We start from the raw sequence: 19,715 nt of genomic DNA, 5'->3' as shown, positions 1-19,715 counted from the left end.
GTCACACTCCCTGCGCCGCTGCCTCGCGCGCCCGGCCGAGGGAGTCGAGCTGTCCGAGGACGTCGAGGGCGAGCGAGTAGGAGGTGCCGGGCTGTTCGTCCACGAGGGCGCGGGCGCGGCGCAGTTTGACCTCGATGTTGCGCAGCGTCATGCCGTGCCGGCCGTCGTCCTTGGGCGCGGGTTCCATCTGTTCGTTGCCGAGCAGATGGGCGGCCTCGGAGAGCAACGCCTTGGCCAGCTCGATCAGTTCGAGGCTGCGGATCGGCGGCTGCTGGTACATCTGGTGGGCCTGCACCATCACCTCGGTGACCCGCTCGGTGATGCTCCAGGAGACCGGCACGCGCCGCTTGGTGATGTCGGCCTCGGGGTAGGCGGCGTGGACGTTGTCCCACAGGCCCGCGCCTTCGCCGTCGCGGATCCGGCGGCGCCACATGTGGTCGAAGATGGCCTCGGCGAGCCCGAGCAGCCGGTCGTGCGAGGCCAGGTTGCGGGAGAGCGTGCACAGTTGGACGGTCCGCTTCAGCAACTGGGCGGAGAAGTCGGTCATGGACCAGGTCATGGGCGGCCCGATCCGCTCACTGCCCTGGAGGGGCAGCGCGACACCCACGTTGTGCAGGGTGTGGACCATGGGGTCGTCCATCGTCATCCGGCTGGTGATACGGCCGCGTTCGGCGAGCCGCTCCATGACGGTGACCGTGCGGTTGAGGTCGTCGTCGGTGGCCCGGCGGCGCATCAGGTCGTGCACGAGGATGGCGGCGACGGAGAGGGAGAAGTACTCGGACTCCAGCCGCTGTCCCGTCGTACGCCAGGGGATGTCCTCCAGGGGCCAGCGCTCGGCGTCGAAGCGGGCGATGCGGGACCAGTACTGCTGGGTCAGTTCCCAGCGCAGGCGCAGCGCCTCGGCGAGCTTCTGCTGCTCGGAGTTGAGCAGGCCCAGGGTGAGGGTGCGGTCGGAGAACAGGTCCTGGATGCCGTCGAGGGCGACCACGGTGAAGTACAGATACGGCACCGCGTTGGCGACGCCCTCGGGCTGCGGTCCGATGGGTTCGTCGGTCTCGACCTCGGGCGCGTCCTTGACCAGGGTCCAGGCCCAGCCGCACTCGAAGAGCTGGCTCTCGTCCTTCAGGCCCTCCTCGATGTCGATACCGAGCTGGAGGCTCTCGACGATCGCGGCCCGCAGCGGCCGGAAGCGGTCCTGGAACTTCTTCAGCACCTGGCGCTGCGACAGCCGTCCCTGGCCGAGGAGTTCGGCGAGGGTCTGGCCCTGGGGGGCCTCGGTGTCGAAGACGTTGACGGTGAAGGAGCGCAGCAGACTGACCATGGCCGCGGTGAGCCGGGTGCTGGTGGCGGAGCGCAGTTCGGCGATGGTCTCGCGGATGTCGGTGCGCCGGGTCTTGTTCTCGTAGACCTTGAGGAAGCCGAGGGTGGCCAGGCACAGGGTGATGGACATCGAGAAGGAGTCGACCACGTCGGTCCGGCGCTGCTCCTCGGTGAGTTCCTTGGTCTTGTCGCGGGAGCCGAAGTAGTAGCCCCCGGAGAAGGTGGGGCGCTTGTCCTCACCTGTGTGGGTGCGCATGAACTCGGCGGCGGCCGTGACGAGGTTGGCCGGAATGTCCAGCCGTCCGCCGGCCTTCTTCAGCACTTGCTGGACGTCGTCCTGGGTGGTGTCCGGATCGTCCAGCCGGAAGGCCGGAATCTCGGTCGCCGGATAGAGCAGGCAGAGCAGCCGCTCCGCGTCGGCGACACTGCTCTCGCCGCCCCATTGGCCCCAGTCCCACCCGCCGCCCTCGAACGAGTGGCGCCCCAGCGCCTGCCAGATGTCCAGCAGATGCTGGCGTGGCTTGATCTGCATCCCATGCCCCTCACACAGGCCGCACTGCCATCGATGGAGGAAGAACCCCTCCGAGGAAGAATCCCTCTTCTGTTGTCAGCCGCCCAGCAGCGGAATACGGGAATCCGAATTCCGCCTGCCATAGGCGACGATCATTCCGGAATACCCGTCGCGCACGGCGGCGGAGGATTTGAGGCGTACGCTCGTGAAATCGTCCGTGAATCGCTCCAGGCTCGCGGACACCTCCTCCTCCCCCACATCGCAGGCAGGGAAGAAATGCTCACCCGCGTGATAACCCTTGGAATGCTCCATGAAGGCCGCCGCGAAGGGCGCGCCCGGGGCCAGGGCCCGCAGGAAGCACTCCACGCCCCGGTCGAACTCCGCACGCGAGGAGGTCATCGACTCGGCGACGAAGAACATCGTCCCCATCGACCAGCGGCCCTCGTGCTGGACGAGGTCGAAGAGGTCACCCGCCTGGACGCCGACGACGTCACGGAACCGGGCCCGCGGGTCCATGTCCAGGGCGCCGTAGGCCTCTTTCTTGCACAGCACGCGCCAGAACTGGTCCCAGTTGCCGTCGTAGGCGGCGACCTGGGACCTCAGATAGCGGACATTGGCGGAGGAGCGCTCGAAGAGCGTGATCTCGTCGCACCAGGGCAGCATGGCGAGCGCGGGGTAGAGGTTCGCGCCGGCGCCGACGTCGATGCCGGTGACCGGACGGCCGGCACGCCTCGGGAAATGATCGCCGAAATGATCCCTGATGATGGACAGGATCTCCGCGTCCTCGGCCTGTAAGTCGCGGTAATTATGATCTACGTAGGCGATCGGGTCGAATGCTGCCCAGCTCACATCCGCATTCAACTGGGCATCCCCCGAGGATCTCAAGGTCATTCATCAAAGGTACCAACGCCGGGGGCGCGATGGATCCCCCCTGACAAAACAGGAGCCCCCAAGGGGCGCAGAGGGGGCGCACGGGCGCAATGGATTCGCGCGACCTGATCCGGCCTTGAACGGCCGGATTGTCCCGCTCAAGATGGTCGGAACTCTGCCGAACACACCCGAAAGGCAGACACTTCGCGTCCCACTCGTACCACCCGTACGGGTGTCAACGCGCAATTGACCCGGACCCGCAGGGGGGCGGTATGGCGGCTCTTCCAGAGGAACGTTTCCCTTCGCGCGGTGGCCGCACCGGTCACGCGTACCTCCACGACCGGGCGTTCCTCGACCGGCCCCTGACGATGAGAGGCGTCACCGAGGCCGATCTGCCCGAACTCGTCCGCGTCGACCGCGAGGCGTTCCCCGAGGAGCCCTACCCCTACTTCGTACTGCGCCAGTTGTACGACGTCCATGGCGACCGGCTGCTCGTCCTGGACGACGGCGAGCAACTGCACGGCTATGTGCTCTTCCCGACCACCTCGGACGGCTACGAGTGCTGGATCATGAGCCTGGGCGTCACCCGGGACCAGCGCGGCCGGGGGCTGGGCAGGCGGCTGATGCTGGAGGTGCTGCGCCGGCTGCGCACCGAGGGTGTGCGCGAGGTCCGGTTGACGGTCGAGCCGACGAACGCCGCCGCGATCATGTTGTACCGGTCGATCGGGTTCTCGTCCGAGGAGGGCGCGCGCCGGGACTACTTCGGGCCCGGCGAGGACCGGCTGGTGATGACGCTGAGCCTGTGACCCGGAGGGGTCACCCCCAGTCACGGGATGGGGGTAATCCCCCTGGAACATAGGGCCGTTACCCGGATGTGACGTACCGTCATGATCCGCCAGGCTGCTGTGCATGAAGCAGCTCACGAGAAGTGCGGCTCTGATCGCCGCGACCGGTGTCGTCCTCGGTCTCGCCCTGCCCGCCGGTGCCGCGGACGGCGGCGCCAAGCGGGCCGAGGCGCTGAAGTGGACCGAGTGCGAGGGCGAGGGGCTCGACCCCCGCCAGCGGTGCGCGACCGTCTCCGTTCCGATGGACTACTCCGAGCCCCATGGCCGGAAGATCGACCTCGTCATCTCCCGTATCCCCAGCGAGAATCCCGCGGCCCGCCGGGGCGCCCTGCTGATGATTCCCGGCGGCCCCGGCGGCGACAGCCTGTCCCACCCCTCCGACGAGGGCCAGAAGATGCCGCAGGAGGTGCGGGACGCCTACGACCTCATCGGGTTCACCCCGCGCGGGAACGCCCCTTCCACCGCCGTCAGCTGCGATCTGGAAACCAGCGACCTCGCCTTCTCCAAGCTGCGGCCCTGGCCCGCCGCCGACGGGTCCGTCACCGAGAACATGATCACCGCCCAGCGCATGTCCGACGCCTGCGCCGAGAACGGCGGCGAGCTGATCCGGCACATCAGCACCAAGAACGAGGCACGGGACATCGACCGCATCCGGGCCGCGCTCGGCGAGCGGAAGCTGTCCGCGTGGGGCGTGTCGTACGGCACCTATGTCGCCTCCGCCTACGTGGACATGTTCCCGCACCGCACCGACCGGATCGTCATGGACAGCAACGACCACCCCGACCCGGTCCACGCCGAGCGTGCCTGGCTGGCCGCGTTCGAGCAGGGCGTCGAGGACGTCTTCCCGGAGTTCGCCAAGTGGGCGTCCCGGCCCGGCAATCCGGACCGGGTGGCCCGTACGCCGCAGGAGGTGCGGTCGCGGTTCCTGGAGCTGGCCGACCGCCTCGACCGTGAGCCGCTGCCGTGGCCCGGCGCCAACCCTCCCGTGCTGAACGGCACCGAGCTGCGCCAGGCCATGCTCACGGCGTTCTACGACCCGGACGACTTCCCCTCGCTGGCCCGGCTGATCCGCGCGGCCGAAAAGGGCACGGTGCCGCCCGCGCCGCCGTCCCCGCCCGAGGAGCTGCTCCAGAACTACACCGCGGTCGGCGCCGGGACCATCTGCAACGACGCCGCATGGCCCTCGGATCCCGCCGTCTACCAGAAGGACGTCACCGAGAGCCGGGCCAAGTACCCGCTGACGGCGGGCATGCCGCGCAACGCGATGCTGTGCGCGGCCTGGCCGTTCCCGCCGAAGGAGGCACCGGTGACGGTCTCCGACCGCGGCCCGTCCAACATCCTGCTCATCCAGAACGAGCGCGATGTGGCCACCCCGCTCAGCGGCGCCCTGAAGCTGCGCGAGGCGCTCGGCCGACGTGCGGTCATGGTCGTCAACGACTCCACCGGCCACGACGCCTACCTCATCAACGGCACCCCGTGCGGCGACGGGCTGGTCTCCCGCTTCCTGGCGACGGGTGAGCGTCCGAAGAAGGACGTCTACTGCGACTGACGGCCTTGGGACCTGGCGCAGCCGTACCGGCGGGCCAGGGCGTGGTACGCCTCCTTCGGCTCCCAGTGCCAGTCCGAACGGGGGTCGTCGGGGCGGTGCGGGGCGTCCGCGGTGACGAACTCGAACGCCATGGCCGCGTACAGTCCCATCGACTCGAAGACGTCGACCAGGCCGGTCAGGTAGTCAGCCTGGGTGCGTTCGCTGCGGACCAGGTCGCCCTTGATCTCCGGCGGGGTCCTGTCGTGGTCGACGATGTTCCAGCCCATGCCGCCCGACTCGGGCGCGCCGAGATACGTGCACGTGCCGAACTCGGTGACGGCGAGCGGCTTGCCGAAGCGCAGGTAGCTCTTCAGCTCGCGGACGTGGTCGGCCGGGTCGGCGTGGGCGGAGTAGTAGTCGATGCCGACGATGTCGAACAGGCTCCAGTCGACCTTGTCGTCCTGGGCGGCGGCGTAGCTCAGGCGGCCGTGGAAGACCGAGCGGCCGACGGCGGCGGCCTTGGCGGTGAAGCGGTCCAGGCGACGCTGCATCTTCTCCCGGTCGACGGTGCCGGCCAGGAGGTTCTCGATCCGCTCCATGACGTTGTCGCCCGGCACGATCCCCGGCACGAACAGCCAAAACTCGCAGCCCACGCTGAAGTCGACGCCCGCGCCCTGGCGGCGCAGCCGCTCCGCGTGGCGGCCGGTCTCGGCGATGTGGTCGAGGATGTCCCGCTCGGGGGCGTCGCCGAGGGTCGGCTGGAGCCAGACCCGCAGTCCGCGCTCGGCGGCCTCGGTGGCGGTGAAGTTGAGCCGCCCGACACCGTCGCCGGTGACGTCCACGGTGTCGGCGTGCAGCTCGTCCCGGATCGCGGTGAGGTCGGCGCGCATCCGGGCCTTGCTGAAGGCGGTGCCCGGGGTCTCCCCCGCGCCCACGGTGTAGACGACGCCCCGGTGCCGTAACCCGCGGCGGCGGCCCCCGGTGGCACCGGCGGTACTCGCCGGGAGCACCGCTCCCGCGACACCGGCGGCCGCGACACCGGCCAGGAAACGCGCCCTGCTGATCCCCTTGTTGGTGTTGTCCATGCCCTCACTGTGGCGAGCGGGGACCGGTCGGTCTGTCGGCCGATGGTCTACGGAACGGCAACCAAGGTATGAGGACTCGCGTCGATCACTGAAGAGATCGTTTCGACGAGTACGACCGAAGGAGACCTCGCCCGTGAGTTTCACCCCGAACCGCCGCACGTTACTGGCGACCGCGACCGCCGCCCTGGCCGCCGCGGCCACCACACCCGCCGGAGCCGCCGACCGCACCGGCGCGACCGCCCGACTGCGCGCCCTGGAGGAGGAGCACGGCGGCCGACTGGGCGTGTACGCCCACAACCTGGCGACCAGGCGCACCGTCCGCCACCGCGCCGACGAGCTGTTCCCGATGTGCTCCCTGTTCAAGACGCTCGCGGCCGCCGCCGTCCTGCGCGACCTGGACCGCGACGGCGAGGTGCTGAACAGCCGGCTGCACTACACCGAGGCGGACTTGGTGGACCCGGTTCCGGACGTCATCCGGGAGCACCTGTCGGACGGTATGACGGTCGCCGCGCTCGCGGAGCTGGCCATCACCCACAGCGACAACACCGCGGGCAACCTCCTGCTGCGCGAACTCGGCGGCCCCACCGCGATCACCCGCTTCGCCCGCTCCCTCGGCGACCGGGTCACCCGCCTCGACCGCTGGGAGCCGGAGCTCAACACCGCCGAGCCCTGGCGGGTCACGGACACCACCAGCCCCGCCGCGATCGGCCGCACCTACGGCCGGCTGGTCCTCGGCGACGCCCTGAACCGCCGGGACCGCGAGCAGCTCACCGAGTGGCTGCTGCGCAACACCACCTCCACCGCCCGCTTCCGCGCGGGCCTGCCCCCGGCCTGGACGCTCGGCGACAAGACCGGCTCCGGCTCCTACGGCACCGCCAACGACGTGGGCGTCGCCTGGACCGAGACCGGCGCCCCGATCGTCCTGTCCGTGCTGACCACCAAGCCCGAGCAGAACGCGGCCTGGGACAACGCCCTGGTCGCGAAGACGGCGAAGGTGCTGGCCGAGACGCTCAGCTGAACCGTCGTACGTACCGCCGCTGCCACGGCGTCTCCACCGCGCGCGGGTCGTAGTGGCGGCGGACGTACGCGACGGCCTCCTCGGCCGGTACGCCGTCCAGAACCGCGAGACAGGCCAGCGCCGTCCCCGTACGGCCGCGTCCGCCGCCGCAGGCGACCTCGACCCGCTGGTCGGCGGCCCGTCGCCAGGCCTCGGCCAGCACCTCGCGGGCCCGCTCGCGGTCGGCCGGGAGCCGGAAGTCGGGCCAGCGGATCCAGTCGAAGTCCCAGAAGAACTCGGGTGGTCGGCCGCCCAGCAGGTAGACGCCGTACGACGGGTCCGGCGCGGCCGCAGGCAGCGGGCGGCGCAGACCGCGGCCCCGGACCAGGCGGCCCGAGGGCAGCCGGAGTACGCCGGGGGCTCCCTCGTCCCACAGTTCGTCGTCTGTCATGGAGCCATTCGAACCTGGTCCCGGGGACCGGGCAACCGAATCCGTGCGGATGGTGGTCTGGAGGGCGAGGGAGGGTGCTTGATGCAGGTCGAACCAGAAGACCGGTTCCAGGAGTTCGTCAGAGCGCGGTGGTCCCATCTCGTGCGGACCGCCTATCTGCTCACGGGCGACGCGCACCACGCGGAGGATCTGACGCAGACGGCGCTGGCCAAGGCGTACCGGTCCTGGCGGCGGGTGGCGCGCAGCGACAACCCGGAGGCGTACGTCCGGCGGATGCTGGTCAGCTGCAACAGCGACCGGTTCCGCAAGCGGCGGGTACGGGAGGCGCTGACCGCGGCGCCGCCGGAGCGGGCGGGCCGGGACGAGGCGTACGCCTGGGCCGACGCGCGCAGCGCGCTGCTGCCCGCGCTGGCCGAACTGCCGCCCCGGCAGCGGGCGGTGGTGGTCCTGCGCTACTGGGAGGACCTGTCCGAGGCGGAGGTCGCCGACACGCTCGGCTGTTCGCCCGGCACGGTCAAGAGCCAGGCGTCCAAGGGGCTGGCGAAGTTGCGCGCGCATCCGGGGCTCGCGCGGGTTTTGGGCGGGACCGAGCACAGCCATGCGGCGACGAGGGGAGCCACGGATGAGTGACGCGGAGCAGGAGCGGGAGCGGGACGTGGAGGAGCGGCTGCGTGAGCTGCTCGCCGAGGACGCGTACACGATCCGGCCGGCGCCGGTGCCGTATCCGGAGATCCGTCGCCAGGGCGTGGCCGAGCGGCGGCGCCGGGTGGCGGCGGCCGGGGCGGTGCTGGCGACGCTGGCCGCGCTGCCGGTGGGCGCGTACGCGGTGACCGGGAACGACGGCGGCGGCTCCACCACGGCCACGTCACCGACCCCGTCGGTCAGCGCCTCTCACTCCCCGACGCCGTCCCCGACCCCGTCGGGGCCCGCGCGCCCCGTGACGGAGGGTCAACTGCTGGACGGGATCACGTTCGAGCAGGCGGCGGACGCGGTGGACCAGTGCCTCGCCTACGAGGAGAAGCACAGCCTCGGCCCGCGGGACACCGATCTCGGCCCGGCAGACAGCTACCGGATCATCCTGGCGATGAACAGCACCGGCGACTCCAACGCGCCCGGTGACGGCATGTACGTCGTCGCGGTGAAGGAGGACGACGAGCACGGGACGCGGATGATCTGCAACATCCGCGAGGGCGAGGCCCAGGGCCTTAACCTCAGCGGCGGCGCCCCCGATCCGGGCGCCCTCGCGGTGGTGCCGGACATCAACGGCGGCAAGCTGTACCAGCAGTCCTTCCTGGACCGCGGGAACTGGAAACTGCCCTTCCGCTGGGGTGCGATCGGTACCTTCGACCCCTCGGTCGCCAAGATCACCGTCAGCTACGGCGACACGACCGGCCGGGCGGTCCTGGACCACGGCTGGTTCATCGCCTCCGGCGTCCTGGACCGACAGGTCACCGAGGCCCCCCGGATCAAGGGCTACGACGCCGACGGCAAGCTCGTCTACGACTCCGACGAGGACCCGTCGTACGAGAAGACGCTGCCGTAGCCCCGAGCGCTCAGCTCATGGTGCGGGCCTCGATGCCGTGGAAATGGACCGCCATCGCGCGCTGCGCGCCCTCGATGTCGTGGGCGCGCAGGGCGTCCACGATGTCGCGGTGGCGGCGGACCGTGACGTCCGGGGCGGGCTGGTCGGGGCGGCCGAGGGCGCCGGAGACCCGGCGGAAGACGGTCCAGAAGGCGCCGAGGAGCTGCGGCACGAGGGCGTTGCCGAGCGAGGCGTAGAGCAACTCGTGGAATTCGCGGTCGAGTTCGTCGAAGGGCAGGCCCGCGCGGCCCGCCTCGTCCATCCGGTCGACGACCTTCTCCAGACGGTCCAGCTCCGGCTCGGTGAGCATCGTCGCCACCCGCCGGATCAGCCCCTCCTCCAGCACCTCCCGAATCTGGAGGATCTCGGCGAGCGCCCCGGCGTCCTGGTCGTGCCGGGCGAGCGCGCGGAAGGTCAGCCCGTCGACCAGCGGGGTCAGTGAGGCGTGCCCGACGTAGGTGCCGTAGCCGTGCCGGATCTCCACGATGTCCAGCGCCTGGAGCGCCTTGAGCGCCTCGCGCACGGAGTTGCGGCTCACCTTGAGGTCCGCCATCAGCTCCGCCTCGGTGGGCAGCGGCGCGCCCGGCCTGAGCCCGCGGTCGAGGATCAGCTGGACCACCGCGCGCCGTATGCGACTGTTCCCGGTCTCCCCGGCCATGCGCGGCATCGTACGCGCCGTGGACGTCCCACGTCCCACCTCCGGTGACAAGCAGGTTCAACTCCCGCCTTTTCGCACCGCCATTGGTCCGACCTATGGCGGAATAGGCCATTCGTGTGTGATGCCTTGACCGCCCCCATCGCCCCTCCTATGGTCGCGGCTGACTGTCAGGACGTAGGACGTCGTATCTCCCTCCCCCCACTCCCTCTTCTTCTGGAGGAACCGTGCGCGACGCGACCCACGACGTGCCGGCGCTCGGTCGCCGGGCCTTCCTGAAGCACTCCGGCGCGCTGGGCGCGGCCGCCGCCGTCTCCGCGTCGCTGGCGGCCTGCTCGGCCGGGCCGGAGTCCACCAACGACACCGGCGGCGGGGCGGGCGGCCCGAACCGCACGCTGACCGCGGTCATCGGCTACGGCAACGACGGCAGCTGGGATCCGACGCAGACCGCGTCGGCCTTCTGCATGGCCGCCAACAACCACATCTACGAGGGCCTGCTGGACACCGACCCCATCTCGCGTGAGCCGTACGCGGCCCTCGCCACCCGGGTCCCGGCCGACCCGAACGCCACGACCTGGCGGTTCGCGCTGCGGGAGGGCGCCTCCTTCCATGACGGCAAGCCGGTCACCGTCGACGACGTCGTGTTCGTCTTCGACCGGATCCTCGACCCGAAGACCCAGACCCTCGCCAAGGGCTTCTTCGCGCCCTGGCTGAAGGAGGTCCGCAAGGTCGACCGGCAGACCGTCGAACTCGTACTCAAGTTCCCTTTCCCGGACGGGCTTTCCCGGCTCACCCTCGCCAAGGTCATGCCGAAGCACGTGTTCTCCGAGCCGGGCGGCTGGGAGGACGCCATCAAGGGCACGGCGATCGGCTCGGGCCCGTACCGGCAGACCGCGCACCACCCGAAGTCCAACACCACCTTCGAGGCGTACGCCGGCTACAACGGGCCGCGCCGGGCCGCCTTCCGGAAGATGAACTGGCTGACGATCGTGGACGCGGCCCCGCGGGTCGCCCGGATCTCGGGGGCGAGCGCCGGGGCGCAGATCTCCGACAACATCCCGTACGCCAACATCGGGCAGTTGGAGAGCGGCGGTCTCACGGTCGCGGGCGGGGCCGGAATGAACAACCTGTTCCTGATGTTCAACACCGAGCACAAGCCCTTCGACGACGTACGGGTGCGGCAGGCGCTGCACTACGCCATCGACACCGAGAAGATGGTCGAGGTCGCCCTCAAGGGGCACGGCACCCCGTCGAGTTCCTTCCTGAACGAGGCCAACCCCGCCTACCGGCGCGCGAAGACGGTCTACGACCACGACCCGGACCGGGCGAAGGCGCTGCTGAAGGAGGCCGGGGTCAGCGGGCTGAGGATCGACATCCTCGCGGTGAACGTCAGCTGGATCGTGGACTGCCTGCCGACCATCAAGTCCTCCTGGGACGCGATCGGCGTCAGGACAACGCTGTCCCCGCAGGAGACCACGGCCGTCTTCACCAAGATGGACCAGAAGCAGGACTACCAGGTCGTCGCCGCCGCATCGAACCCCAACCAGTTCGGCCTCGACGCCGATCTGATCATGCATTACAACTACGGGCCCACCAACCTGTGGATGCAGTACACCCGTTGGGCCCGCGATCCGGTCGCCAGGCAGCTCTTCAAGGACATGGACCGGGCGACCCGGGAGCCCGACCCGGACCGCAAGAAGGCGATGATCCAGGACTACGTCGACGTCGTCGCCGAGCAGGCCGTGCTCTACCCGGTCGTCCACAACGAGCTGATGACGGCCTGGGACGACCGGCTGCTCACCGGCATAAGGGCACAGCCGTACCCCGGCATCAACCTGCTCCAGGCGAAGTGGGCCTAACGGGATGACGGCCGTCGTACGGATCCTGCTGCGCCGAATCGTTCTGCTGGTGCCGCTGACGCTCGGCATCGTGCTCTTCGTGTTCCTGGTGATGCGCTTCTCGGACGTCGACCCGGCGTCCGCGTTCTTCCAGGGCGCCAACCCCACCCCCGAGCAACTGCACGAGTTCCGCGAGGAGAACGGCCTGCTGGATCCGCTGCCCGTGCGCTACTTCGCCTTCGTCGGCGATCTGCTCCACGGCGACCTGGGCACCAGCGTGCTCACCCGGGGCGAGGTGGCCGACCAGGTGCTCACCGCGCTGCCGCTGACCATGCAGCTCACCTTCCTGGGGCTCGGCGTCGCGGTCGTGCTGTCGCTGCTCGGCGGGGTCACCGCGGCCGTCTACCGGGACCGGCTCCCGGACCAGATCATCCGGGTGGTCTCGCTGACCGGGGTGGCCGCGCCCGGCTTCTGGCTGGCACTGCTGATGATCCAGTACCTGGCGGTCGAACTGGGCTGGTTCCCGGCCGGCGGCTACATCAACCCGGCGGACTCCTTCACCGGCTGGCTGAAGACGATGACGCTGCCCGCGCTCGCCCTCTCGCTGCCGGTGGCGGCCCAGCTCACCCGGATCGTGCGCACCTCGGTGGTGGAGGAGCTGGACAAGGACTACGTCCGCACGGCGATCGGCAGCGGTCTGCCGCCGCGGGTGGTGGTGGGCCGCAACGTGCTGCGCAACGCCCTGGTCAATCCGCTCACCGTGCTGGGCCTGAGGGTCGGCTATCTGCTGGGCGGCGCGGTCGTCATCGAGACGATCTTCTCGCTGCCCGGCATGGGCAAGCTGATGATCGACGCGGTGAAGAACGGTGACCCGGCGGTCGTCCAGGGCGTGGTGCTGACCACGGCGTTCGGCTTCGTCATCGTCAACCTGGTGATCGACATCCTGTATCTGCTGGTCAACCCGCGACTGAGGGACTCGGCCGCATGATCATGAACCGCAAGGAACTCACGAAGGGGCTCTCCCGCCCCGGCGTCCGGCTGCGCGGCCGGCGCCGACTGCCGCTGATGTCGAAGCTCGCCGTCGGCTTTCTGACCCTGGTGGTCCTGGTCGCCGTGTTCGCCCCGCTGCTCGCCCCGCACGACCCGCTGGACCAGCAGCCCCCGGTCGACGGCACCGGACACCCCTCCGCCGAGCACTGGATGGGCCAGGACAGCCTGGGCCGGGACATCCTCAGCCGGCTGATGTACGGGGCCCGCTGGTCGCTGGCGATCGGGCTGGGCGCCACCGGACTCGCCCTGGTGGCGGGCGCGCTGATCGGGGCGGTGGCGGCGACCTCCCGCAAGGCGGTCGACGAGACGCTGATGCGCTGTCTGGACGTGGTGATGGCGTTCCCCGGCATCGCGCTCGCCGCCGTCCTGGTCGCCGTGTTCGGCGGCGGGATCACCGTCCTGATCTGCGCCATCGCCTTCCTGTTCACCCCTCCGGTGGCAAGGGTCGTACGGGCGAACGTGCTCGACCAGTACGGCGAGGACTATGTGACCGCGGAACGGGTGATCGGTGCCCGCACCCCGCACATCGTCTGGCGTCATGTGGCCGTCAACTGCGCGGCCCCGGTCCTGGTGTTCTGCACGGTGCAGGTCGCCGAGGCCATCGTCTTCGAGGCGTCGCTGTCCTTCATCGGCGCGGGAGTCAGGCCCCCCGACCCGTCGTGGGGCAGTGTCATCGCGGACGGCAAGAACATGGTGCTGACCGGGGGTTGGTGGGCGACCGTCTTCCCGGGTCTGGTGATCCTGTTCACCGTGCTCTCGCTGAACATCCTCTCCGAGGGCGTGTCCGACGCCTGGGCGGCTCCGGCGGCCCGCGAGGTGGAGGTCCCCGAGGAGGTGGACCGGCTCCAGGCGCCGGAGCCCGGCAGCGGCGAGGTCGTCGCCCTGCCAGGGCTGGCGGAGGCCGCGCGGAGGTTGCGATCGAGGGCTCGCCCACTGCCCACGGACGCCCAACCGGTGCTGGCCGTGGAGAACCTCGCCATCGGCTTCCCGGACCGGCACCGGGGCGTGGACATCGTCGACGGGATCAGTTTCGAGGTGCGGCCCGGCGAAGTGCTGGGCCTGGTCGGCGAGTCGGGCTGCGGCAAGTCGCTGACCGCGCTGACGATCATGGGCCTTCAGCCCAAGGGCGCCCGGGTGCGCGGCCAGGTCCGCTTCCACCAGCGGGACCTGCTGGCCGAGCCGATGCGGGCCCGCCGCAAACTGCTCGGCCACGAGATGGCGATGGTCTACCAGGACGCCCTGTCCTCCCTGAACCCGGCGATGACCATCCGCGCCCAGCTCAAGCAGGTCGTACGGCGCGGCGGCCGCCGCGGCCCCGCCGAACTGCTCACCCTGGTCGGCCTCGACCCCGAGCGCACCCTGCGCAGCTATCCGCACGAACTGTCCGGCGGCCAGCGCCAGCGCGTACTGATCGCCATGGCCCTGTCCCGGGACCCGAAGCTGATCGTCGCCGACGAGCCGACGACCGCCCTCGACGTCACCGTGCAGGCGCAGATCATGGCGCTGCTGCTGCGGCTGCGCGAGGAGCTGGGGTTCGCGCTGATCCTGGTCTCGCACGACCTGGCCCTGGTCGCGGAGGTCACGGACCGGGTGGTGGTGATGTACGGCGGGCAGGTCGTCGAGACCGGGGTCACGGCCGAACTGGTGGAGGCACCGGCCCACCACTACACACGCGGGCTGCTCGGCAGCGTGCTGTCGCTGGAGGGCGCGGCCGAACGGATGACGCAGATCAGGGGCGTCGTCCCGTCCCCCGCCGACTTCCCCGACGGCTGCCGGTTCGCCGACCGCTGCCCACGGGCGACCGAGCGGTGCCTGATCAGCAGGCCGGACCTGGTGGGCACCCACACGCACACGGCCGCCTGCCATGACCCGGCGGTCCAGCTGGTGACGACGGAGGCCGTGCAGTGAAAGCGATCCCCGTACCCGAGTCGCACCCGATCGTCGAGCTGACGGACACCCACGTCGTCCACAAGGCCCGCAGCGGCGGAGTCTTCACCCGCGACCGGGTGTACGCACTCACCGGCGCCGACCTCGCCGTGGCGCCCGGTGAGACGGTCGGGGTGGTGGGCGAGTCCGGGTGCGGGAAGTCGACGCTGGCGAAGGTACTGGTCGGTGTGGAGCGCCCCGCGTCCGGGACGGTGGCCTTCCGGGGCCGTGACCTGTGGACCATGCCGCCCGCCGAGCGGCGCGCAACGGTGGGCCGCTCCACCGGAATGATCTTCCAGGACCCGTCCACGGCCCTGAACCGGCGCCTGCCCGTCCGGCGGATCCTGCGCGACCCGATGGACGTCCACGAGCAGGGCGGCAAGCGGGAACGCGAGGACCGGGTACGGGAGTTGATGGCCCTCGTCGGACTGCCCCGGGCGCTCGCCGACGCCCTGCCCGGCCAGCTCTCCGGCGGTCAACGGCAACGCGTCGCCATCGCCCGCGCCCTGGCCCTCGACCCCGATCTGGTGGTCGCCGACGAGCCCACCAGCGCCCTGGACGTCTCGGTCCGCGCCCAGATCCTCAACCTCCTGCTGGACCTCAAGGAGCGCCTGGGCCTGGCCCTCGTCTTCGTCTCGCACGACATCCAGACGGTACGGCGGATGAGCGACCGGGTGATCACCATGTACCTCGGCCGGATCGTGGAGGAGACACCGGCCGACCGGGTGACCGACCGCTCCTGTCACCCGTACACCCGCGCCCTGTTCTCCGCCACGCCCGGACTGCTGCACGCCGTGGACCCGATTCCGCTGGTCGGGCCGGTCCCGTCGGCGGTCCGGCCGCCCAGCGGCTGCCCCTTCCGGACCAGGTGCTGGAAGGTGTCGGAGCTGTGCGCTCAGGTGATGCCGGAGTTTTCCGACGCGTCCAGCCCGGGACATCGCTACCGCTGCCACCATCCTGTCGAGGAGGACCGGTCGACCCACGACCTGGCACAGTCCGCAAGGGAGCCGTCATGAACCCGCTCACCGGTGTCGTCCCGCCCGTCTGCACACCCCTGACACCGGACCGCGAGATCGACGTCCACTCGCTGCTCCGGCTCGTCGACCATCTGGTGGACGCCGGGGTCCAGGGCCTGTTCGTGCTCGGCTCGACCTCGGAGGCGGCCTTCCTGACGGACCGGCAGCGCAGACTGGTCGTCGAGACGGTGGCCCTGCACGTGGGCGGGAAGCTGCCGGTGCTGGCCGGCGTCATCGACATGACCACACCCCGGGTGCTGGACCAGGTGGCGCGGGTGACGGCGGCCGGGGCGGACGCGGTGGTGGCGACCGCCCCCTTCTACGCCTCCACCCACCCCGCCGAGATCGCCCGCCACTACCGGCTGATCGCCGCCGGGAGCCCGGTCCCCGTCATCGCCTACGACATCCCGGCCGCCGTGCACACCAAGCTCCCCGCCGACCTGGTCCTGAAACTGGCCGCCGAGGGCGTGCTGGCCGGGCTGAAGGACTCCAGCGGCGATCTGGCCGGCTTCCGCGAGGTCGTCACCGGCGCCCGCACCCACCCCGACATCTCCGACTTCAGCGTGCTCACCGGCTCCGAACTGTTCGTCGACGCGGCCCTGGCGCTGGGCGCGGACGGGGCGGTGCCCGGACTCGCCAACGTCGATCCGCACGGCTACGTCCGCCTGGACCGGCTCAGCCGCGCCGGCGACCGGCACCGGGCCCGCGCCGAACAGGAGCGGCTGTGCGCCCTGTTCGGCATGGTCCGGGCCGGTGACCCGGCCCGGATGGGCGGCAGCTCGTCGGCGCTCGGCGCCTTCAAGGCGGCCCTGCACCTGCGCGGCGTCATCGACTGCCCGGCCACCGCCCATCCCCAGGTGCCGCTCGGCCCGGAGGAGATCGAACGCGTGGGCAAGTTCCTGGCGACGGCCGGACTGCTCTAGGCGTACCTCTAGAGCGAGTTGACCGGCAGCCGGCGGAACTCGATCGACTCGTACGGGCTGTCCATGCCCGTCTCGTACAGCACGCCGACCGTGTCCGGGTCGACCTGGACCAGGTCGGAGTAGGCGGCTCGCTCCTCGGAGAGCGTCACTGCCTTGCTGAACGACACCCCGCCGTCGCTGCTGCTCCAGACGGCCATGGACTGCCGGGCGGTCGGCACGGACGGACCGGAGAACAGCAAGGGCGCCCCGTACTCAGGGAGTTGGAGGACGCTCGCCTGCACCACCGGCACCTCGTTCAGCGTGGGCTGGACGGCGTACGGCCGCAGCAGTGACCGGGCCCCGTCCGCGGACCGGCCGTCGAGACGGTGGCCGGTGGCGGTGCCGTGCTGGTCGCGGGAGTTGAAGTAGAGGCTCCCGTCCGGGAGTTCGGCGGCCGTGGACTCGTTGGCGTTGACGTAGCCGTCGTAGACGTCGTCCACGAAGCCGAGTTGCCAGGTGTCGCCTCCGTCGTCGCTGTAGATGGCGTGGCCGCCGTAGTACTTGGGCTCCTGCCCGGAGTCGGCGGACCTGGGCGGTGGGGCCGCGGAGTGGTTGGCGGGGACCACCAGGCGTCCCGCGTGCGGACCGTACCGCAGCGCGACCGCGTGCCCGGGGCCGGTGGCGTACCAGCGCCAGTTCGCGGGTTTCACCTGCGCGGTGATGTCCTCGGGGCGGCTGAAGCGCAGTCCGTCGTCCCAGCTCTTCTGCACGAAGACTCTACGGCTCTGCTCCGGAGTCACCTCGCCCCGCATGATCCGGCCCTCGGTCACCGCACCGCTGTTGTACGAGGTGACCAGCACGATCGCGCCGGTCAACGGGTCCACCACCGGCGCCGGATTGCCCCGGGTGTCGCCGTCCCCGGCGGCCACCACGGTCAGCGGGCCCCAGGTGCAGCCGCCGTCGGCGGAGCGTCTGAGGACGACGTCGATGTCACCGCTGTCGGCCGCGCCGTCGTGCCGGCCCTCGGCGAAGGCCAGCAGCGTGCCCCGGCGGGTGGTGACCGTCGCCGGGATGCGGTACGTGTCGTAGCCGCCCTGCCCCGCGACATAGGGGACCGAGGAGGCACAGCCCTCGGCAGCGGAGGCCCGGCCGGTCGTGGTGAGCGGGGTGAGGATTACAGCGGTGACGAGGAGAGTGCGGCTCAGAAGGGTCATCGAGCTCCCTTGACGGAATGTCACATATTGACCTGTCCGTCACATGGTTCCCGGAGTCACCAGACCCGACTCGTAGGCGACGATCACCAGCTGGGCCCGGTCGCGCGCCCCCAGCTTGCCCATGATGCGGCTGACATGGGTCTTCGCGGTGAGCGGGCTGAGCCCCAACGCCTCCGCTATCTCGGTGTTGTTGAGGCCGCGCGCGACCAGCGTGAGCACCTCGCGCTCCCGCTCGGACAGGCCCTCGGGACCGCCCACCGCGGGGGTCGAGGGGCTGCGCAGAAATCGCGCGATCAGCCGCGCCGTGGGCCCCGGCGACAGCAGCGCCTCCCCGGCGGCGACCGTGCGGATCGCGTCGAGGAGTTCGGCCGGACGGGTGTCCTTCACCAGGAAGCCGGAGGCCCCGGCCCGCAGCGCCTCCACGATGTGCTCGTCGGTGTCGTAGGTCGTCAGCACCAGGACCCGTACCCCGGCGAGGTCCTCGTCGGCCGCGATCAGCCGGGTCGCCTCGATGCCGTCGAGGTCGGGCATCCGGATGTCCATCACGACGAGGTCGGCCCGCTCCTTGCGGGCCAGCTCCAGCGCCTCCCGGCCGGTGGCCGCCTGCCCGACGACCTCCATGTCCGCCGCGGACTCGACGAGCATGGCGAACGCGGCCCGGACGAGGGTCTGGTCGTCGGCGAGCAGGACGCGGATGGTCACGTGGTCTCTCCCAGTGGCATGAGCGGCAGTACGGCGGACACCTGGAAGCCGCCCGGTTCGCACGGCCCGGCGTCGAGTGTGCCGCCCACGCTGCGGGCGCGCTCGCGCATTCCGACCAGCCCGAAGCCGGGTGTCTTCCCGGCGGTTGGCCCGGTGCCGTCGTCGGTGACGGCGAGATGCAGGGCGCCGTCCTGTTCGTGCAGGTCGACCCGGACGGTCGGTTCGGGTCCCGCGTGCCGTACGGCGTTGGTGAGCGCCTCCTGCACGATGCGGTAGGCGGCGGCGCCGACGGCAGGGGGTGCCTGCCGGACCCGTACCGTCTGCTCCACCCGCGCGCCCGCGAGCCGGGCGGCCTCCACCAGATCGGGCAGTCCGTCGAGTCCGGGCAGCGGGCCGCGCGCGTCGACCGGTCCTGGCTCGCGCAGCACCTCCAGGGTGGTGCGCAGTTCGCCGCGCGCGCTGCGGCAGGTCTCGGCGATGTCGTCGAGGGCCTTGGCGACCGTCTCCCGGTCGAGCCGCTCGGGGTCGGCGGACAGCACATGCGCGGCGACCGAGGTCTGCACCCCGATCAGGGTGATGCTGTGGGCGAGCAGGTCGTGCAGGTCCCGCGCGATGCGCAGACGTTCCTCGGCGACCCGGCGGCGGGCCTCCTCCTCGCGGGTGCGCTCGGCGCGCTCGGCACGTTCGAAGACCGCGGCGATGTACTGCCGGTAATAGCGGACGTCGATGCCGACGAAGATGACGGCGAGCACCCAGCCGTAGATACGCAGCAGTTCGGCGGCCTGCTTGTCCCCGCCGAGAGAGAGCATCCCGGCCAGGGAGAGGCCGAGCCCCGCGGCCGAGACCAGGAGGGTGTGGAAGGGGCGCTGGGTGACGGTGACCGTGTAGAGCGCGATGAACGAGGCGGGGACGGGCGCGGTGTGGTTGTTGTCGAGCACGTGGTACGGCAGGACGCAGGCCACCACCACCGCGAACACGAGCAGCGGCTTGCGCCGCCGCCACATCAGCGGCACATGGGCGGCGATGAGGAGTGTCCAGCCGAGCGCGTCGGGCCGGCGGCCGGCGTCGGTGCTCAGCGCCAGGCACACGGCCAGGACGGACGCCGCCACCGCGAGCAACACGTCGTTGCGGGCGCCGTGCGGCGCGGTTGTCGGATCCCGGTTGATCGCGGCCATCACCCGCTCACCGAGCCGGGGACGCGCCGCAGGTATGGAGGGCTGCAC

18 protein-coding genes are annotated in these 19,715 nt (G+C 70.8%); 10 read left to right on the top strand and 8 right to left on the bottom strand.

Annotation, left to right across the window (positions count from 1 at the left end):
* Position 1: 1 nt before the first annotated feature.
* Both BN159_RS28690 and BN159_RS28685 read right to left on the bottom strand, forming a co-directional pair.
* On the bottom strand, positions 2–1,852 hold the full coding sequence (locus tag BN159_RS28690; RefSeq protein WP_015660510.1) for an SCO2524 family protein: 1,851 nt from the start codon (positions 1,850–1,852) through the stop codon (positions 2–4).
* Positions 1,853–1,927: 75 nt separating this feature from the next.
* Positions 1,928–2,680: an SCO2525 family SAM-dependent methyltransferase gene (locus BN159_RS28685; protein WP_106435799.1), complete on the bottom strand. Its 753-nt coding sequence runs from the start codon at positions 2,678–2,680 to the stop codon at positions 1,928–1,930.
* A gap of 293 nt (positions 2,681–2,973) precedes the next feature.
* Here BN159_RS28685 and BN159_RS28680 point away from each other — a divergent pair, with 293 nt between their 5' ends.
* Positions 2,974–3,507, top strand: a complete 534-nt coding sequence (locus BN159_RS28680) for a GNAT family N-acetyltransferase (RefSeq protein ID WP_015660508.1) — start codon at positions 2,974–2,976, stop codon at positions 3,505–3,507.
* 103 nt (positions 3,508–3,610) lie between these two features.
* Positions 3,611–5,095, top strand: a complete 1,485-nt coding sequence (locus BN159_RS28675) for an alpha/beta hydrolase (RefSeq protein WP_015660507.1) — start codon at positions 3,611–3,613, stop codon at positions 5,093–5,095.
* On the opposite strand, the gene BN159_RS28670 is transcribed toward BN159_RS28675, so the two are convergent.
* Positions 5,083–6,159: a hypothetical protein gene (locus tag BN159_RS28670; RefSeq protein ID WP_015660506.1), complete on the bottom strand. Its 1,077-nt coding sequence runs from the start codon at positions 6,157–6,159 to the stop codon at positions 5,083–5,085. The two genes, BN159_RS28675 and BN159_RS28670, sit on opposite strands and share 13 nt — an antisense overlap.
* 133 nt (positions 6,160–6,292) lie before the next feature.
* Here BN159_RS28670 and bla point away from each other — a divergent pair, with 133 nt between their 5' ends.
* Positions 6,293–7,177 carry a class A beta-lactamase gene (gene bla / locus BN159_RS28665; RefSeq protein WP_015660505.1) on the top strand — a complete coding sequence of 295 codons (885 nt, stop codon included), beginning with the start codon at positions 6,293–6,295 and terminating at the stop codon, positions 7,175–7,177.
* Here bla and BN159_RS28660 read toward each other — a convergent pair.
* Positions 7,170–7,607 (bottom strand): protein-tyrosine phosphatase family protein, encoded by a 438-nt coding sequence (locus BN159_RS28660; RefSeq protein ID WP_015660504.1) that lies wholly within the window; start codon positions 7,605–7,607, stop codon positions 7,170–7,172. The genes bla and BN159_RS28660 overlap by 8 nt on opposite strands.
* An 81-nt stretch (positions 7,608–7,688) precedes the next feature.
* Here BN159_RS28660 and BN159_RS28655 point away from each other — a divergent pair, with 81 nt between their 5' ends.
* Complete coding sequence (locus BN159_RS28655) at positions 7,689–8,237, top strand: SigE family RNA polymerase sigma factor (RefSeq protein WP_015660503.1); 549 nt, start codon at positions 7,689–7,691, stop codon at positions 8,235–8,237.
* The gene (locus BN159_RS28650) at positions 8,230–9,150 is read left to right on the top strand and encodes a hypothetical protein (protein ID WP_015660502.1); all 921 of its coding nucleotides are present in this window, start codon (positions 8,230–8,232) and stop codon (positions 9,148–9,150) included. Before BN159_RS28655 ends, BN159_RS28650 begins: the two co-directional genes overlap by 8 nt.
* 10 nt (positions 9,151–9,160) lie before the next feature.
* Here the strand turns inward: BN159_RS28650 and BN159_RS28645 are convergent, their stop codons facing one another.
* Positions 9,161–9,856: a FadR/GntR family transcriptional regulator gene (locus BN159_RS28645; protein ID WP_015660501.1), complete on the bottom strand. Its 696-nt coding sequence runs from the start codon at positions 9,854–9,856 to the stop codon at positions 9,161–9,163.
* A 215-nt stretch (positions 9,857–10,071) separates the two neighbouring features.
* On the opposite strand from BN159_RS28645, the gene BN159_RS28640 reads away from it, so the two are divergent.
* The 5 genes from BN159_RS28640 to BN159_RS28620 are packed head-to-tail and all read left to right on the top strand — an operon-like array spanning position 10,072 to position 16,597.
* A complete protein-coding gene (locus tag BN159_RS28640; RefSeq protein ID WP_015660500.1) occupies positions 10,072–11,703 on the top strand; it encodes an ABC transporter substrate-binding protein in 1,632 nt (543 codons plus the stop codon).
* Between the two features lie 4 nt (positions 11,704–11,707).
* A complete protein-coding gene (locus BN159_RS28635; protein WP_015660499.1) occupies positions 11,708–12,670 on the top strand; it encodes an ABC transporter permease in 963 nt (320 codons plus the stop codon).
* On the top strand, positions 12,667–14,640 hold the full coding sequence (locus BN159_RS28630) for a dipeptide/oligopeptide/nickel ABC transporter permease/ATP-binding protein (RefSeq protein ID WP_015660498.1): 1,974 nt from the start codon (positions 12,667–12,669) through the stop codon (positions 14,638–14,640). Before BN159_RS28635 ends, BN159_RS28630 begins: the two co-directional genes overlap by 4 nt.
* A complete protein-coding gene (locus tag BN159_RS28625; protein WP_015660497.1) occupies positions 14,637–15,674 on the top strand; it encodes an oligopeptide/dipeptide ABC transporter ATP-binding protein in 1,038 nt (345 codons plus the stop codon). The genes BN159_RS28630 and BN159_RS28625 overlap by 4 nt, the downstream gene beginning before the upstream one ends.
* Positions 15,671–16,597: a dihydrodipicolinate synthase family protein gene (locus BN159_RS28620; protein ID WP_015660496.1), complete on the top strand. Its 927-nt coding sequence runs from the start codon at positions 15,671–15,673 to the stop codon at positions 16,595–16,597. The genes BN159_RS28625 and BN159_RS28620 overlap by 4 nt, the downstream gene beginning before the upstream one ends.
* An 8-nt stretch (positions 16,598–16,605) precedes the next feature.
* Here the strand turns inward: BN159_RS28620 and BN159_RS28615 are convergent, their stop codons facing one another.
* Genes BN159_RS28615 through BN159_RS28605 form a run of 3 tightly spaced genes read right to left on the bottom strand, consistent with a single transcriptional unit; the run spans position 16,606 to position 19,667 of the window.
* Positions 16,606–17,790, bottom strand: a complete 1,185-nt coding sequence (locus BN159_RS28615; protein WP_015660495.1) for a sialidase family protein — start codon at positions 17,788–17,790, stop codon at positions 16,606–16,608.
* A gap of 39 nt (positions 17,791–17,829) precedes the next feature.
* Complete coding sequence (locus BN159_RS28610) at positions 17,830–18,492, bottom strand: response regulator (RefSeq protein WP_015660494.1); 663 nt, start codon at positions 18,490–18,492, stop codon at positions 17,830–17,832.
* Entirely contained in the window at positions 18,489–19,667 is a 1,179-nt protein-coding gene (locus BN159_RS28605) for a sensor histidine kinase (protein WP_015660493.1), read from the bottom strand. The genes BN159_RS28610 and BN159_RS28605 overlap by 4 nt, the downstream gene beginning before the upstream one ends.
* Positions 19,668–19,715 lie beyond the last annotated feature (48 nt).

It is taken from the genome of Streptomyces davaonensis JCM 4913, assembly GCF_000349325.1.
Lineage (GTDB): Bacteria > Actinomycetota > Actinomycetes > Streptomycetales > Streptomycetaceae > Streptomyces > Streptomyces davaonensis.
The sequence above is the reverse complement of the archived record's forward strand: the minus strand, read 5'-3'. Positions and strand labels throughout refer to the sequence as shown.

Excerpts from the sequence above, each read along its gene's own strand:
- BN159_RS28605 (WP_015660493.1), bottom strand. The coding sequence starts at position 19,667 with ATGGCCGCGATCAACCGGGATCCGACAACCGCGCCGCACGGCGCCCGC.
- BN159_RS28645 (WP_015660501.1), bottom strand. The coding sequence starts at position 9,856 with ATGCCGCGCATGGCCGGGGAGACCGGGAACAGTCGCATACGGCGCGCG.
- BN159_RS28660 (WP_015660504.1), bottom strand. The coding sequence starts at position 7,607 with ATGACAGACGACGAACTGTGGGACGAGGGAGCCCCCGGCGTACTCCGG.
- BN159_RS28680 (WP_015660508.1), top strand. The coding sequence starts at position 2,974 with ATGGCGGCTCTTCCAGAGGAACGTTTCCCTTCGCGCGGTGGCCGCACC.
- BN159_RS28670 (WP_015660506.1), bottom strand. The coding sequence starts at position 6,159 with ATGGACAACACCAACAAGGGGATCAGCAGGGCGCGTTTCCTGGCCGGT.
- BN159_RS28620 (WP_015660496.1), top strand. The coding sequence starts at position 15,671 with ATGAACCCGCTCACCGGTGTCGTCCCGCCCGTCTGCACACCCCTGACA.
- BN159_RS28690 (WP_015660510.1), bottom strand. The coding sequence starts at position 1,852 with ATGCAGATCAAGCCACGCCAGCATCTGCTGGACATCTGGCAGGCGCTG.
- BN159_RS28630 (WP_015660498.1), top strand. The coding sequence starts at position 12,667 with ATGATCATGAACCGCAAGGAACTCACGAAGGGGCTCTCCCGCCCCGGC.
- BN159_RS28675 (WP_015660507.1), top strand. The coding sequence starts at position 3,611 with ATGAAGCAGCTCACGAGAAGTGCGGCTCTGATCGCCGCGACCGGTGTC.
- BN159_RS28655 (WP_015660503.1), top strand. The coding sequence starts at position 7,689 with ATGCAGGTCGAACCAGAAGACCGGTTCCAGGAGTTCGTCAGAGCGCGG.
- BN159_RS28635 (WP_015660499.1), top strand. The coding sequence starts at position 11,708 with ATGACGGCCGTCGTACGGATCCTGCTGCGCCGAATCGTTCTGCTGGTG.
- BN159_RS28615 (WP_015660495.1), bottom strand. The coding sequence starts at position 17,790 with ATGACCCTTCTGAGCCGCACTCTCCTCGTCACCGCTGTAATCCTCACC.
- BN159_RS28650 (WP_015660502.1), top strand. The coding sequence starts at position 8,230 with ATGAGTGACGCGGAGCAGGAGCGGGAGCGGGACGTGGAGGAGCGGCTG.